This window comes from Myxococcales bacterium (assembly GCA_023898405.1).
Lineage (GTDB): Bacteria > Myxococcota > UBA727 > UBA727 > JABDBI01.
Genome location: CP060221.1, coordinates 672,847 through 688,626, shown reverse-complemented (window position 1 = coordinate 688,626; position 15,780 = coordinate 672,847). Strand labels below are relative to the sequence as shown.

Genomic DNA, 15,780 nt, shown 5'->3' with positions numbered 1-15,780 from the left:
AAATATTTATGTCTTCGTCACTGAGCTTTGACTTAAGTCTGAAAAAAATTTGTTTGTTTTTATTGTGCATGACGAGTCTTGGTCTGACTGCTAGAACGGAAAATTACGATAATAATGCCAAAGGCGAGGTTGCCGAGGCAGTCATAGAAATCAATAAAAAACGGGTAAATGAAATTGGTAGAGGCTCGTGTGGCAAAACGAGCAAAACTGCTAAGCTTATATTGCCCAAAGACATTGTGGAATCCTACGATGATTTTCGCATCGTTCGTAGGGAGCCAGGAAACAAAAAAGACCTCGATAAAATTCGATGTTGGCCCACTATAACCGATAATCGAGATTCCACGGTGCATGTCGATTCGGACTCTCTTGTTTTTCCTGAGGGGTTTTTACTGAGTGATGGTCAATGCAAATCAAAAGGAACGAGTGGATCTAATTTATTGTGCGTATATCCTGGTACCTCTGGAGCCACCGATCTTATAGCTCAGGCTCATTACGCATTTGAAACAACGGTTCCGAGCATTGACAAGATCAAGAATGAAGCTGCTGCCAACAACGAGATTACTTTTGAAGTAGAAAGCAGTGGTAAGGTAGACAAAGTAGAAATTTGTTATGGAGAAAAGAGTAGTGCTCAAACTTTGGCAGATCTTGCAAATGCAAAAGGTAATTGCCCAAGCAATTTTACCAAGGTTGTTGTCGTTCCCCCTCGCATAAAAATTAAAAATTTAAAGAATAAAGTTGAATATGTGCTCAAAGTGAGGCCCCTCGATCATAATGCTACTGCTTATGAGTGGAGTAAAACATATACTTTTACTCCCATCCCCGTGCTTTTGCCGCTTAATTCCTATAATGGCGATGGTAGTCAAGTTAGTTGGTCGTGCCAAACTTCATCGTCATCCTCTTTTTCTTTTTTACTGCTTGTAGGTTTATTTTTCATCGGACTTAGAATCAAGAAATTTAAAAAATCATCGAGCGTTGCCATTTTGTGCTTGACGTTTTTTCTGATGCCAGCAAAGGATTCTCATGCTCGATTAGGGCAGTTTAATATTGGACTTTTAGGCTCAATGTATCGTCCGGATCTCGACAGTGAAAAAAATGGGAAAATTTTCCCCTTTTATAAATCATATTTTAGAAAATCAAGCAGCGATGATGATGGGCCTATTAACCCGCTTTTGGGTTTTGAGGCAGATGTGCATCTTTTCGATAACTATGGAAGTTTACAGTTAGGTCTTGGTGTAGGTTATACCTTCACTCAAGGACAAGCCCTTGAAGCTGACGTGAATGATGGTGCAGATATTAATAAGCCTGTGAGCAGTATCAGTGCGACACTCCATATGTATCAATTTCGCCCGCAGCTGACCTATCTTATGGATTATTTCAAAGAGTATGTTCCCTTGGTACCCTATGTGAGAGGAGCATTGATCGCTCACGGTTATTCTTTCACCTCAAATATTGATTCGAGCAAAAAATTTGCCACAGATCCGCATGGTTTTAGATTTGGTTATCAGGGGGCTTTAGGGCTTATGTTAATGCTTGATTTTTTAGAGCCTGGAGCTGTTCGAGCAGCAAGGGGATCGGGTACTCTAGACCATGTTTATCTTAAAGGCGAGCTTTCTTATACCAAGATCGATACCTTTGGTTCCAAGGGATTTCAATTCTCAGCCAAAGACGTGATGGGCACATCCTTGCCTTTGATGTGGACTTTTGGTTTGGTTTTTGAGCTGCCATAGATTTTATTTGAGTTCATAAATAAAATACTCACCGCCAAAAATAATGCGCTTGCAATAATCCTTGTAAACTAAGAAGGAGTATCTGATGAATGGTGCAAAGCTATTTTTTGGCGGTATTTGTTTTAAGTAGAAGCTAAAAATAATTGAGCCCTATCACTTCACGCACTTGAGTCATTGTGTGCTGAGCTCTTTGTCGAGCTTTTTTCGTGCCCTCTATGAGCATTTCTTTTATATCCTTTGAGTTAAGCCTTTCTCTTTTTTCCCGGATGGGACTTAAAAAATCCTGCAAAGTTTGATTAAGAATTTTTTTGATGGTGACGTCACCAAGGCCACCTTTTTGATAGTGAGCCTTAAGCTGAGCTACTTCTTCTTTGTTAGAGTGAAAGGCATCAAGATAATGAAAAACAATATTTCCCTCAACCTTTCCAGGGTCACTCACTTGTAAATGATCGGGATCGGTGAACATAGAAAATACTTTTTGTTTTATTTCTTCAGGACTATCGGCCAAAAAAATTGTATTGCCCAAGGATTTGCTTGCTTTGGCTTTGCCATCGATGCCAAGCAAACGCGGCGATGCACTCAAATGTGCTTGGCATTCTTTAAGGCACTGAGTGTTATAGATGCGGTTAAAGCGACGGACAATTTCGTTGGTCTGCTCAATCATTGGCAACTGATCATCGCCTACCGGTACGAGTTCAGCTTGAAAAATACTGATGTCTGCGGCCTGACTTACGGGGTAACATAAAAATCCTGCAGGGATAGAGTTTTCAAAACCTTTTTGTTTAATCTCGGCTTTGACCGTGGGATTTCTTTCAAGGCGACCTAAGCTTACGAGATTTAAGAAGTAAATGGTAAGTTCGGTAATTTCTGGAACCTGAGATTGAATAAAGATAGTGGTTTTAGTGGGGTCAAGACCAACTGCAATATAATCTTTGGCCACCTCATAAACGTTTTGAGTAATTTTTTCTGGGTTCTCAAAATTATCGGTCAGTGCCTGAACATCGGCAATCATGACGTATTGTTCAAATTGTTGCTCTAACTTTAATCTGCTATGTAAAGAGCCAATGTAGTGCCCCAAATGAAGACGACCGCTAGGCCTGTCACCAGTAAGAATTATTTTTTTCATTTTCTACCTTGTTGAATAGTGAGCAAAAAATGCTTGTAATACCAAGCTCAGGAATTAACCAAGCCTAATTTCTGCGACTGGTATAACTTACTTTTTTGGCCTTTAGCTATAGCGTGTCTAAAAAAAATAAAAACTTATAATCAACGCAACAGCTGAAAAAAACGGCAAAAAGAACACCTTAGGAAGAAGATTGTCCTGGTAGCGTATGAGTTGATAGAGCTTGTAGTTTTTTAGCTCAGAATGAACAACCAAAAATGCATTGACCGCCACGTACACGATGGCCAAATAAACAGCAAGATACATGTACTCCAAATAGACAATACCCACTCCAGCAAGGATTTCTCTAAGGTGAATGTGAGCGAGCAGGATAACGAAAAAAAGTGCACCACACTGAGTAAGAATTTCTAAAAATTGGAAATTAAAAATTTCTCGTTTGGCAGGGTCAAAGGTGACCGAAAGCAGCGATGAAAAGCACAAAATAATTACTATAAAGAGTGGAAGAACATTGATAATCAAAGCATCGGTGGAGTTTCTTTTTATAACGATGTTGTAGTAAAGCTCTGGGAAATCTTTGGGAATCTTTGAGCCAGAAAAGCCAAAATTGGTATCGTATTCAAGGTGGCGGTAATGAAAAAAAGTTTCAGCAATGGTGTATCCGCCTAAAACAATTTCAGGATCGATACCAAATTTATCGCCGGCCAAGGTGCTATCGTAGCTTTGCAAGTCTGGTACAAGCAATACTTTTTGGTTGAGCTCCTCATGCCATAGGCGCAGCCGTACCGCTTTATGATCGAAGGGATATTTGGTGAAATCAAAGCGTTGGGTGATTTTTCCTTCGAACAACCAACCCACTGTTTCGCCCCATTGATCTTTATAGCGATAGGCAAACTTTTTCTTTAAGTTGACAGCTTCCGGCAAAACAAATCCTTGGCTTATTTTGCCCAAAGATTCTTTAGGATATTTTTGCCACACATAGCCTGAAATATAAAAAGAGTTTGAATCAAGCCAATCGATGGATTCTACATAAACCCCAGTGGCTATACGGAAACTATAATCTTTGCTGCTTGATTTGGTGTTTAAAAAATAGCTATCGAGATAATTTTTTACGGCCTCATCATCTTCTAATTGAGATGCATCCGGCTTGTATGAAGAGTTTATTTTTATCAGGTGATTGAGCGTCAGATAAAGCAATATCGCAGTTATAATAAAAGATGATATCCAAAATGACTGCCTTAAAAACATCTCAAGCTTTCCTAACGTGTTTTTTTAAAAAAATTAGAGAAAAGCTTAGAGACTATGTAGTCTCCAAGCTCTGATCTTAGTAACTTTTTTTAGCAAACACTAAAAACCACACTTCGATTTGAATTTATCCTTCCAACCCTTAAGTTTGGCCTTGACTTTATCTCGTTTACGCACTCTGGCTAGCTCTTCAGTTTTTTCGATCAACTGTTCAATTTGGGGGCCATTCATTGGGCAAGAGTTACTTGATACTTTTTCTTCAGTAAACTTTGTGGATTGATAGAGCAGGTTATCAATAGCAAAGCTGACTTTTTCTACAGGAATTGGTGCTTCATACTCCGAGCAGTCCATATTTCCCCCCAGCTTTTTTAGCTCTAAGCATATTTCCAAAGCCTGTCTGCGTTCTTCTTCTGTTAGCGGCCGATCTTCAGCAAAGGCGTTGCTCAGATACAAAGCCGAAATAGTTAAAGATAGTATGGTAATAAATTTCATATGTCCACCTTTTAGTTTATTTATTCAGTTAGGTGTTATTTAATATTTCATGTGTTGAATATCTTGGATGTGATCCAGTTAAATTGTTGGTAATATTTTATTGGAAATATTCATAAAGTTAGGGCTTATTGAGCGAATAAATAGTGGCGCTCCCAGCACGACTCGAACGTGCGACCCCTGGTTTAGGAAACAAGTGCTCTATCCACTGAGCTATGGGAGCCCGAATTGGTGCAAGGACTGTGCCAGGCAGATACAAGCCGTCTAGGGGGCTCATTGATCTTTATGAAGATATGCTTCATAGCAATTCCAATATTATATGTAGAAGGCCGTTTCAAAATTAATAGGAAATTCAATGAGATTTATTAGTGCACGATTAAATTACTGCGTTGCAATTTTCTGCAGCTCTTTTTGGCTTTTTTTATTCTCATGCAACGACAATAGTGTTGCTCCAAGCTCTAAAACAAACTCTGCTGCACGTTCTACTAAATCTGATTTAGAATGTCCTATTAAATGGCAATCACATGAAAAAATCACAAAGCTTGCTAAAATTGATAAAGATGAGTTTGTTGATCAGATAAAAGATTTTAGTGATGCTTTGCCCAATAGCGATAGAGAGAAAAAGATTGTAGCATTGAAAACTGCAATTTTAGCTAAAGAATATCCACCAAATTCAGGTTTAGAAATTCAGGGCAATAAATTTTATTTTTCAAAAAGCATCTGCGGCGAAAGACCATTGAGTATTATGTATAGCTTTTATGAGCATCAGTGGTATTCGCAATTGTTGTACCGTTCTTTGAGCAATGGCGTGTGGCGTTCTACCCAATTTATTTATCCTGAAGGGGCCTATGATAAAGGCGCGCATTATACACAAGATATGCTGCCTAATCCTGTTGTCGATGCCCAACTCAACTATGATGAAGGAGGGCCGTGTCTTACTCTTAGCGCTGATAAAATTGAAGAACTCAGAAATAAATTTAAAGGAGCTAAGCGCATAGAAGAATTAAATTTAATAACGCCCACCAATGTGACCAGTGTAGATTTTAAAACCGAATTTAATAATTATGAAAATGGTGTTGGTTTTATCAATGGCCAACAAGATAGCAGAGAAAAATTTTTTGCCAGCATGGAAAAAGATGCTCTGCCCAAAGATTTTTTTCCAAATTTTTTGTGTTTAAATAAGAGCTATCTAAGATCTCACAGTCTTTTTTCGCGCACAGAAGGCGAAGAAAAACTCAAAAATAATATCAAGGTTGATGTTTTTTTAGCAAAGTTAAACAATCACGTCATAGAGTGGCATTTTGCCTATGTAGAAGGAGAAAAACTTCCTTGGATAGCGCGGATCAGATTTGCTGATGCACCCATATCCAGTTACGGCGGCGATGCGCGTATTATAGATAGCAAAGCTTTGACCTTAAAGCCTTTGGAGTATATTCGTCCCAATCAAATAAAATATCTCGTTGAGGGCAGTGATTACAGCGAACTTAGCGGGACTAATTACGCAGACATTCGCAAATTCTTACAGAATTTTCCTCCTATAATCGCCTATAAAAAATACAAAGACGAACATAACAGCTGGTGATTGTGCTGATTTTAAGCTGCTCTAAGAATCAATTATTTGCTGCTCCAAAACACATGTGATTTTGCTAGTTGCTTTTATGAAACAAAATAATTTTATTATTCTGATCTTCTTTGGGCTTTCGTTACCGCTCTGTTCAGTAAACGCCGTTGAAGGACAAAAAGAAATCTATTCACCAAGCTTGGAATTAGATTTTTATCGACGTCTCAAAAACGATGGCTTTGATTTTGGTGTAGTGGACAGGGTAGATGAATTTTTATCCTTGAGTTGGCCGCAGTCTAAGAGGCTTGAACAATGTCCACTTAGGCAAATCGATGACCAAGATCTTATAGATAAACTCAATCAAATTTTCAGCGCTTTAACCAGCAGTTCATGTAAAAGCGAGAAAGATAGTTACTTTGCGAGCTTTGGTGCATCCGTCACTAAGTTAGGACAGTTTTATTATGGACAGGGCACGGGTGCAGCATCTGGCTACCAGGCTGGTTATTATCAAAATCTTAATGATATGATGAGCTCGCTTTCTGCTTTAGTAGGTGATTCACGTTGTGCCTTTGATATTAAAGAAAGGGGGCTAATTCCGGTTTTATCCGATGTACTTGGCAGTGTTTCTATGAGCGCACTTTTAGTGCCGAACAAATATTCTCTCTTTGCTGGTATTGGGGGCCTTACGGCGAGCGCCTCATTAAAAATAGTTGATAGTCTGCTCAAACCAAAATTTAATATGAGCAAAAATGAGGATCGAGAAAATTTTATTAGTTTGGTGTGTAGCTTCTATGAAATTAAAACTGAAGTTGAGGAAAGAAAATTTCTTCATATCGCTACATCAAAGGATAAACAAAACTATCTTACAGCCCATGATTTTGCCATAAGCATTGATTCTAAAATCAAGAAACTCCAAATTGAAAAAGAAGCAATTTTAAAAGAACTACAGACTTTAGAAGAAGATTTTTTATTGACTAATCTTGGTCAAGAAAAAATTCTATTTACGCATAATGCTCATAAATTTGAGTCATTCTTGTCATCTCACGGTGATGAAACAAGTTGGACATTTCGTTCACAATTGCCCGATGTATTAATAGAAATTAGTGGATTACTACAAAATATTGAATTTGATGAAAACAGATACCAGTCATTCACAGATATAGGTGCAGATAAAAATAAATTTCTTGATTCTGCATCATTATTGAGCGATGTCCAAGTCAGACTCTATGATGATCAACAGCTTGCTCAAATTTTTTTGCAGCCATTGTTAAGAATCGATGAAATTTTGCAAGCAGAACTTTCTCGTTATGACGAACAACTTCAAGCAAGAATTGTTGAAGATGAGCTGAGTTTTGCAGAATTAAAAACAGATATCGAAAAGATTTTTGATGAAAAAATTGAACTGCTCACTCAATCTTTTTCAAAGATAAATGACTATATAAAAAAAATAAAAGTAAAAATAGACAAGAAGAATTTCGTTGCCGACGATCAAGGCACGCATATCGATCATTTGATTGTAAAATTTATCAAGAGCATTGAAGGGCAATTTTTTGGTCATCTTGGATGGCAATTTTATGAATATCTCAGGAATGGGGCAGCCCGAGAGCTTAAAGATTTTTATAAGTACTATGCAAAATTTGCTAATAAGTATGGCTTAAGGAGTAATCGCTCTATAGTTGATGAGGCACAAAGACGAGTCGCTTGTGCCACTGCCTCAGATATTATTGTTCGCATTAATAATTCGCGAAGCTTGGTGAATATGGGGGCGGACTATGTTTTTTCAAATCGCGACTTTTTTCATGAAAATGTCAGCAAAATAGATGTTCACTTTAAAGTGATTCCTACCGGTGCCTCCATACAAAGGCAATTCCTCACCCAGGCTCGATCTTTGATAAAAGCACAAGAATTCGTCGCTTCTGGGGAGAAACTAAATTTTCCTAGGGTGCTCAATAATAAGAATGTCTTTAGACATCCTTTATTAGGCGATCTGATGGTGGGTCAATTGCTTGCTGATAATCAGCTCGAAAAACTATATGAATTTAAATCAATAAATCAGTGTGATAGGTGGTAAATATTTTTTTATATTCGCCAAAATAATGTTTTAGGACCTACTTATTGCATCTGAAATATATTTTTCATGAGCCGGGGGGCAATCGTGCAAAAAAGAACTAAGCGGATATGTGCAGGACTTTTTATAAGCTTTGCTTTGACAAGCTTTTCTTCGAGCGTGGATAGCAATCTTATCCACAAAAATTATCGGAATGATACAGTAGCAGATTTTCTTTTTCGTTATCAAATTTTTAGGATTGATAGCGATGGAATACATGTGATTTTCGATAAAAATAATTATTTAAAGCATAAAGATAGACTTGAAAGCCTATGGCAGAAATTAGATCACGATAGTTTGCCGTGTCCCTTGGAATTGGAAGTGTTTTATAGTGATTCATATAAAAGCAAGCCTACTAATTTTGTGGATTCTAAGACTCCATATGTATGCCACCAAACAGAACATATGGAATCAATAAATGATTATTTTAAACACGCGCTTTATGAAGTGGAAGATCAACTGTCTCATGGCTATGAAGCTCCCTCTTTAACGTGGCAAGAAGTGCAAGAGACTTCTTTTATTAAACGAGAAACTTTGAGCAATGAGCAGGTTCGTATTTGTGGCATGACAGAAAAAATTGAAGAGCTTCTGCTTTCTCATCTGATAAAGCATCTTAAAGCTAATAAGATAGATGTGCAGCATATGTATTATTTTGGTAGTAGAGTGATGCCACGCACAGAGGTGCTTAAGAGGGATAAGCGTTTGCTGGGCAAGCTTCCAATCAATGATAATGGGGTTGTCAAAAATTCAGTTCGTATCAAAGGATTTACGGCGATTTCTGATTTGGAAATAGCGCTTTTGTTTAGCGGAGAAAGATTATTTTTGGAATCAGAGCTCAAAGAAATTTTTCACCAATTTAAACAAAACTTTGAAACAGAGTTTCGCGAATTTCCTGTGTCTTTGAAGTTTATACAGATGACAAAAAATGAAGCAGGTGAAGAGCCCTTCCAAATTATTTATCGCCACTACAGTAATGAGAGAAACAAATTGCTTTCAAAATATCAATTTGTTGAGATTCCTAAAGAAATTATTTCTGGTTATGAGAGATGCTCTTAGAGACTGTTTTGAAATTAATTTTTCTAAGCCAAAGCGAAAATTTATTTTCAACAGCTTCTTAATTGTTTTCTTCATCGCCCCATTTATCAATAAGGCGGTGAAGCTTTTGTTTTATAATCTCAAAAACATTTTCTTTTCTCTCATCGAATTTCTCTTTTAATTTGGAACCCAAGGGCTCTGTGTTGCCATGGTCGATGGCTTCGATAGCATCTTTTTTGAATTCGCGTTTCTCACTTGGGCTGAGTTTGGTAGCCACATCGTAGAAAAACCAAATCGAGCCGATTATCAATAAAATAATGATCCATTTTATAAGTCCGAACATTTTATACCTGTTGAAAGAGCGTTTTGAAGTTATCCGCTAAAGCCTTTTTGTCTTTTTTTCTTATGATTAACAATAAAATTTGGGTAATATTATCAATATTTTTCGCAAATATTTTATTTATCACAGCAAAAATATCCTAAAAAATCATTTGCTAACTGTTTACAAACCACTTTCTTAAATAATTTGTTTATTTTTAAGCGAGCATAAGAGTTAAGCTTCGTAGCCCAAATCCCATGTTGGTGCTATAGCTTGAGCCTATCACTCTATTGAGTTGTTGTGGAGATAAGCATTGAGTCATTCAAAAAATTATTTTGATTTTAAGTCAAAGGCATTTTTACATAAAGCCTTTTTGTTGAGCTTGTGGTTCGCATTATTTCTTACCCTCTATCTGGTGCGAACTATTCTCTTGCCCTTTGTTTTAGCCTCTTTATTAGCCTATGTTTTTCATCCTATGGTGGGATGGCTAGGTCGCATAAAGGTACGGGGGAAACCTTTGTCGAGGGCTGGTTCTGTAGTTATTATTTACCTAACATTTGTTTTTGTTATTGCGATATTTTCTATTGTTTTCGTGCCACAATTTTATTCTGAGATGGTACGGCTTGCAAAAGATACAAGTATATTTATTAACTCTATCGACGATCAAACTATCAATGATTTAGGACGTTCTATAGAACAGTTCTTTCGTGATTATCAGTTACCATTGGAAATCTCTTCTCCTGCGTTAGAAAATTCACCAATTGCGCAAGACTTGCAAAAGCCCAATGTGTTCTCAATTGATCTCTTGAGTGTTTTTCATAGTGTTATGAATGATGCAGTAATATATCTTAAGTCTCAGTCAGCAAATATTATATCAAGTGCTCAATTGTTTGCTTCTAAAATAGTGTCTTTTTTATTTACGCTTATGTTGATCCTAATGTTGACAGGCTTTCTTTTGGTGGATGTTGATAGTATCAAAAAATTCTTTTTTGCTCTGGTGCCAAGCAACGATCAAGAGCGCTTTAATGACTTCTTAGGGCGGCTAGATCAACGCTTGTCAGGAGTGGTGAGAGGGCAAATAACTATATGTTTAATAAATGCTATTTTAACGCTTATAGGTTTATTGATATTTAAGATAAAATTTGCTTTTATATTATCAGCTGTTGCAGGGATTTTTAGTTTAGTTCCAATATTTGGCAGCATTATTAGCACGGTACCTATCGTTTTGGTTGCTTTGACAATCTCACCTTTTAAGGCTTTATTAGCTTTGATTTGGATTGCCGCAATTCATGTGTTAGAAGCAAATTTGCTCAATCCTAAAATACTTGGTGATAGCGCTAAGATTCACCCAGTTTTAATTGTTTTAGCTTTGCTTGCTGGTGAGCATTATTATGGTATAGTTGGTGCTTTAGTTGCAGTGCCAATAATGAGTATTATTATCACGATTTTTTCTTCAGTCTTAGGAAAAGCGCAAGCTATGAATGAACTGGTTGCAAAACCAGCGCAAAATGACAGGATCTCTTCTTAAAGAGGTGTAGAAATGTCAACCAATCGTGATCAAATAGATAATATATCCCGTTCTAGTTTGCATAATGCACGCGGTATTGAGTTAGCTGAACGCGGTTGGCTCGATGAAGCGGTAAAGGAATTTCAAAAAGCAATTTCAAATGCACCAGACTCTGCGCAAGGATATGACAACTTGGGAACGGTCTATGCCGACAAAGGAGATTTATTGTCGGCTCTTGGTGCATATACAAAAGCTTTGTCACTTGAGCCTGACAGTTCTTGTGCACTGCACAACCTTGGATGTTTTTTAGCTAACCATGGTGCTCAACTTGCATCGACATGTTTTCGTCGTTCTTTTAAAATCGACAGAGATTTTTATCAGTCGCGTTTTAACTTAGGTCTGTGCTTGGCCGGTGAAGGAAAACATGAACAGGCATTGTGTCATTTTGAAAAAGCTCTTGAACAAAGTGAGGGAGATTGTGAGATCCGCTTTTATTTAGCACAGTCGCTTATTGCATTGGGACAGAATGTGCGTGCAATAAAGGAGCTCAATAAAGTTGTTTTTGAGCAAGAGAACAATGATGCGGCGTGGTTGAGTATAGGGACTTGTTATAGCGCTCAGGGTTTTTTAGATGAAGCTCAAAAGGCTTATACTCAAGCGATAAAAATAAATAGCGATAACATTGATGCTGTATTGCAGTTGGCGTCGCTGCTTGGGCGACAAAAACGCAAAAAAGAAAGCGACCTGCTTTTAAAACGCGCGCAGAAGCTAGACTATAAGCAGACCATGAGTTTTATTGAAAATGATGAATATCTGTGTAAAAAATCATAAGCCCAATTTTCATGCTCTAATGTGATGTAAAATACTTTTTATAGGGCTTAGGGCAGTGGGTTAGGCTACATGCGTGTTAAAAAACTAGATATTTTTGGTTTCAAATCTTTTGCTAGCAGGCAAAGCATCAGCTTTGGTGATGGTGTCACTGGGGTTGTGGGACCAAATGGATGTGGAAAATCCAATGTCGTTGATGCGTTGCGCTGGGTAATGGGTGAGCAAAATGCTCGGCATTTACGTGGCGGCAACATGCAAGACATTATTTTTTGTGGATCAGAAAAAAAAGCGGCTTTGGGTTTTGCTGAAGTAACATTAACCATTGAAAATCGCGATCAAGATGCGCCGCTTGAATACAATCACTACAGCGAAATCGAAATCACCCGCAGGCTTTATAAAACTGGTGAGTCAGAGTACGAAATCAATCGTCAAAAAGCACGGCTCAAAGATATCTCTGAGTTTTTTATGGGTACCGGTGTTGGTACCAAAGCTTATTCCATAATTGAGCAAGGTCGAGTGAATGAGGTTATTTCGGCAAAACCTCAAGACCGCAGAAGCATTATTGAAGAGGCTGCAGGAATTACCAAATATAAAGCGAAAAAAGCTGCAGCCGAGCGACGGATTGAAGCGACAAGAACCAATCTCAATCGCATTGTGGATATTCGCAATGAAATAGAAAAAAGAGTGAATTCTCTTTTGCGCGATAAAGAAAAACTCGACCAGGTTAATATCCTTAAAGACACGATAAGAAATCTTGATCTCCATGCCTCTTCTCACAACTATCTAGCCTTTGTTGCGCAATTAAATTTCATTAAAAGTTATCGTGAAAGTTTACAAAAAAATATTGATGAGTTTAAAAAAGAGCAGGCATTCTTAGAACATTCGTTTGAAAGAGTTTTAAAAAATTACAGCGAAAAGCATGAACAAAAACGAATAATAGAAGACTTGAGTGTGCAGCATAAGAGCTCTCATGACTTGCTTGCAAAGGATTTGGAATATACCAAACAAACGCAAATAGATAATCAAAATTTTATTGCCAGAGTAGAACAACAACTCGCCGATCTAGAACAACACAAAGAAGAACTTGAAAGAGATATTGCTAAGTTTAATGAAGAATATCTATTGGCAAAAAAACACTTGGAAAAAATAAATCAAGAAATTACAGCCAAAAAAGATAGCGGGCAGCAGGTAATTTTAGATAGACAAAACAATATTCTCAAAGAGCGAGATATTCAGGCAAAAATTCTGAGTGCTGCAACTTTAGCAACCCGCATGCAAGCTGAGCTCAATGCTCTAAACTCGCAAGAGGCCTCTAGAAAAACTGAAATCAGCAGAGTGGAAGCTCAAATTGATGAGAAGAAAAAAGAATCCGCTGAGCTTAATAATCGAGTTATGGCTCTTGGGCATGAGCTTGAACTTGGACAGGAGCGAGAAGCCAAGCTCAAAAAAGAACTCAATGAAAAAGATGTTGAATTAAAAAATCAAGAACAGCTGCGTATTCAAAATATCAAGACGCTCAATCAAACCTTAGATAGTTTAAGACAAGCTCAATCAAGACTCGCATCTTTGCAAGAGATCGATCAGAAGTTGGAGTGGAGTGATAGCGGAATTTCAGATTTGCTTTCACAAAATTTGCTAAAAGGTGTGGTTGCGGATGTTTTGAATGTTCCTTCTCAGTTCACCGAGACGGTAGAAAAATGTCTTAGCCATTTGCTTGATACAGGTCTGATTGGTAAAAAAGATGAGCTCAAACATACCACTAAGGTACTCAAAGATAAAAAATCTTGTACAACCAGTTTTTATGTTTTAGAAGATTCCGAAGTATGTCATTCTGCCAAACCTCTAGGACTTAAGTGTATTACCGATTTTTTGTCTATCAAAGACGAAAATTTTAAAAGTATTTATCATAAACTTTCTCGATACTATTTTGCTCAGGATTTTGAACAAGCGCTTGAACATTGGCCTGCAGCACGTTTGTCTCAAGCTTTTATTGTGACGCCTACAGGGGAACTTTTAAGCCCTGATGGCAGAGCTATTATTTTTGGAGTGGCAAATAATAAAGGCGTTTTAGCAAGAAAAAATGAACAGAGTGAGTTAGAAAAAAAACTCTCGACTCTACAGCGCGATAGGCTCAAACAGCAAAATAGTGTTGATGCTATCAAAGAGATTATTGTCCATTTGGAAGGCGACAAAAAATCTTTACTAGAAGAGATAAGACCACTTTCTTTGGGTATTATTCGTTTAGAAGAATCATTACGACAAAAAAATAATGAAAAAAATCGTTTTGCATCGGAGCTGCAGCGTTTGGTTGAGCATCTAGATTCATTGTTAAAAAATATTGAGAACAATGAACAAAAAAAACAACAGTTGCAATCGGAATGGGCCGCATCACTAGATGAACATAAAAAACTTGAAGAAATGCTTGAGGAAATAAAGGATGCACGCCTTGGCAGCGAAGAAAAATACGATCTTTATCAAAGTGAGCTTAAAGCACTTGAAATTGAAAAGGCGGCCTGTCAGGAAAAAACTTCTGGTCTAAAAAACTCAGTATCTCAGTCAGAAATTTCTAAAGAACATGTGCTAACTCAGATAGATTTGCTCAATGCTCAGGCGAGTGAGAAAAATGAAGATGAGCTTAAACTTAAAGAAAAAGAACGACAGATGCTCAAAAAACTTGAGTTGTTGAGCAAAGAATCAGAAAGCTGCCATAGGCAACTCGATGAGCTTAGAAAAATATGCGGCGAACTGAGTCAAGATAAGTTGTTTCAGGAAGAAAAACTTGCATTTGTAAAGAAAAATATCGATGAAGAAATGCAAAAGATACAGGCTCAAGCGTTAGTTATTAACAATCTTGAAAACGATATCAACAACTTAAGCGATAAGATTTGGGAGCGCTACAGCCGAGTTTTGGCACATGAAATAACTGACTTTCATCATGTTGCTTTGGACCATGATGTGGCTAAAAAAGAAATGGGTGATCTAAAGCGCTCTTTGGAAAAGATGGGAACAGTCAATGAAAATGCTGCTAATGAGTACAGCGAATTTAAGGCACGGCAAGATTTCTTAAATACTCAAGTGCAAGATTTAGAAGATGCTCTTGAACAGCTTGAAAGCGCAATCAAGAAAATCAATAAAACGACTAGAATACGTTTTATTGAGGCATTTAATAATATCAACAAACAATTTACCCAAGTTTTCCCCAGACTCTTTAATGGTGGGCACGCTCAACTTGTTTTGACTGACGATGAAGATTTATTGACCTGCGGAGTCGATATCATAGCAAGACCCCCAGGAAAAAATATTGGTTCAATTGAGTTGATGAGCGGGGGTGAAAAAGCTCTCACTGCCATAAGTTTGATCATGGCTATATTTTTAATAAAGCCATCACCATTTTGTTTGTTGGATGAGGTGGATGCACCTCTTGATGAGGCCAACGTTTCACGATTTAGTCAGCTCATCAAGGAAATGTCAGCTCTTTCACAGTTTATTGTCATTACCCATAATCGCAAAACCATGGAGTCTGCTGATCAACTTTATGGGGTAACCATGGAAGATGCAGGTTCAAGCAAGATAGTATCAGTGCATGTACAACAGGCCTTCGAAAGCCTTAGAATTACACCGCCGCCTTCGAGCAAAAGTGCTTCGTCAAAATCTACTAAGGCATCTCAACTGCAGTTTGATATGTCTCAAGAAAGCTAAAAATATTCCTTATCATCCCCGCTCAGGCGGGGACGATAAATAATCGTGGACAAAAAATGCTTTCTCAGCTTAGCGAAAAATTATTTTCAAAACAGTTTTAAAGAAATAATTCCTTGAAATCAGGAAATTTTTAAAGGACCCAA

The 15,780-nt window shown here is 37.5% G+C and carries 11 protein-coding genes and 1 tRNA gene; 7 read left to right on the top strand and 5 right to left on the bottom strand.

The features are described from left to right. Positions 1-8: 8 nt before the first annotated feature. Positions 9-1,727 (top strand): hypothetical protein, encoded by a 1,719-nt coding sequence (locus tag H6731_03110; GenBank protein USN51412.1) that lies wholly within the window; start codon positions 9-11, stop codon positions 1,725-1,727. 133 nt (positions 1,728-1,860) lie between these two features. On the opposite strand, the gene trpS is transcribed toward H6731_03110, so the two are convergent. From trpS to H6731_03090, 4 genes are all read right to left on the bottom strand, one after another. Beyond that, a complete protein-coding gene (gene trpS, locus H6731_03105; GenBank protein ID USN51411.1) occupies positions 1,861-2,853 on the bottom strand; it encodes a tryptophan--tRNA ligase in 993 nt (330 codons plus the stop codon). A 117-nt stretch (positions 2,854-2,970) separates the two neighbouring features. Beyond that, a complete protein-coding gene (locus H6731_03100) occupies positions 2,971-4,095 on the bottom strand; it encodes a hypothetical protein (GenBank protein USN51410.1) in 1,125 nt (374 codons plus the stop codon). A 99-nt stretch (positions 4,096-4,194) separates the two neighbouring features. Next, entirely contained in the window at positions 4,195-4,584 is a 390-nt protein-coding gene (locus H6731_03095) for a hypothetical protein (GenBank protein ID USN51409.1), read from the bottom strand. 144 nt (positions 4,585-4,728) lie between these two features. Further along, positions 4,729-4,804: transfer RNA gene (locus tag H6731_03090), tRNA-Arg, on the bottom strand. Between the two features lie 132 nt (positions 4,805-4,936). Between H6731_03090 and H6731_03085 the strand changes: the two genes are divergently transcribed. The 3 genes from H6731_03085 to H6731_03075 all read left to right on the top strand — a co-directional run bounded on the left by H6731_03085 (position 4,937) and on the right by H6731_03075 (position 9,305). Next, on the top strand, positions 4,937-6,163 hold the full coding sequence (locus tag H6731_03085; protein USN51408.1) for a hypothetical protein: 1,227 nt from the start codon (positions 4,937-4,939) through the stop codon (positions 6,161-6,163). Positions 6,164-6,239: 76 nt separating this feature from the next. Beyond that, positions 6,240-8,213: a hypothetical protein gene (locus H6731_03080; protein USN51407.1), complete on the top strand. Its 1,974-nt coding sequence runs from the start codon at positions 6,240-6,242 to the stop codon at positions 8,211-8,213. Positions 8,214-8,297: 84 nt separating this feature from the next. Then, complete coding sequence (locus H6731_03075; protein USN51406.1) at positions 8,298-9,305, top strand: hypothetical protein; 1,008 nt, start codon at positions 8,298-8,300, stop codon at positions 9,303-9,305. Positions 9,306-9,363: 58 nt separating this feature from the next. On the opposite strand, the gene H6731_03070 is transcribed toward H6731_03075, so the two are convergent. Beyond that, positions 9,364-9,627 (bottom strand): hypothetical protein, encoded by a 264-nt coding sequence (locus tag H6731_03070; protein USN51405.1) that lies wholly within the window; start codon positions 9,625-9,627, stop codon positions 9,364-9,366. Positions 9,628-9,916: 289 nt separating this feature from the next. Between H6731_03070 and H6731_03065 the strand changes: the two genes are divergently transcribed. The 3 genes from H6731_03065 (at position 9,917) to smc (ending at position 15,637) form a co-directional block, all read left to right on the top strand. Continuing rightward, positions 9,917-11,131, top strand: a complete 1,215-nt coding sequence (locus H6731_03065) for an AI-2E family transporter (GenBank protein USN51404.1) — start codon at positions 9,917-9,919, stop codon at positions 11,129-11,131. A 12-nt stretch (positions 11,132-11,143) separates the two neighbouring features. Continuing rightward, positions 11,144-11,941: a tetratricopeptide repeat protein gene (locus tag H6731_03060; protein USN51403.1), complete on the top strand. Its 798-nt coding sequence runs from the start codon at positions 11,144-11,146 to the stop codon at positions 11,939-11,941. A 69-nt stretch (positions 11,942-12,010) separates the two neighbouring features. After that, entirely contained in the window at positions 12,011-15,637 is a 3,627-nt protein-coding gene (gene smc, locus H6731_03055) for a chromosome segregation protein SMC (protein USN51402.1), read from the top strand. The last annotated feature ends 143 nt before the right edge of the window (positions 15,638-15,780 follow it).

Bases quoted from the DNA above. Each gene is read 5' to 3' on its own strand.
- H6731_03110 (USN51412.1), top strand. From the start codon at position 9: ATGTCTTCGTCACTGAGCTTTGACTTAAGTCTGAAAAAAATTTGTTTG.
- trpS (USN51411.1), bottom strand. From the start codon at position 2,853: ATGAAAAAAATAATTCTTACTGGTGACAGGCCTAGCGGTCGTCTTCAT.
- H6731_03100 (USN51410.1), bottom strand. From the start codon at position 4,095: ATGTTTTTAAGGCAGTCATTTTGGATATCATCTTTTATTATAACTGCG.
- H6731_03095 (USN51409.1), bottom strand. From the start codon at position 4,584: ATGAAATTTATTACCATACTATCTTTAACTATTTCGGCTTTGTATCTG.
- H6731_03085 (USN51408.1), top strand. From the start codon at position 4,937: ATGAGATTTATTAGTGCACGATTAAATTACTGCGTTGCAATTTTCTGC.
- H6731_03080 (USN51407.1), top strand. From the start codon at position 6,240: ATGAAACAAAATAATTTTATTATTCTGATCTTCTTTGGGCTTTCGTTA.
- H6731_03070 (USN51405.1), bottom strand. From the start codon at position 9,627: ATGTTCGGACTTATAAAATGGATCATTATTTTATTGATAATCGGCTCG.
- H6731_03060 (USN51403.1), top strand. From the start codon at position 11,144: ATGTCAACCAATCGTGATCAAATAGATAATATATCCCGTTCTAGTTTG.
- smc (USN51402.1), top strand. From the start codon at position 12,011: ATGCGTGTTAAAAAACTAGATATTTTTGGTTTCAAATCTTTTGCTAGC.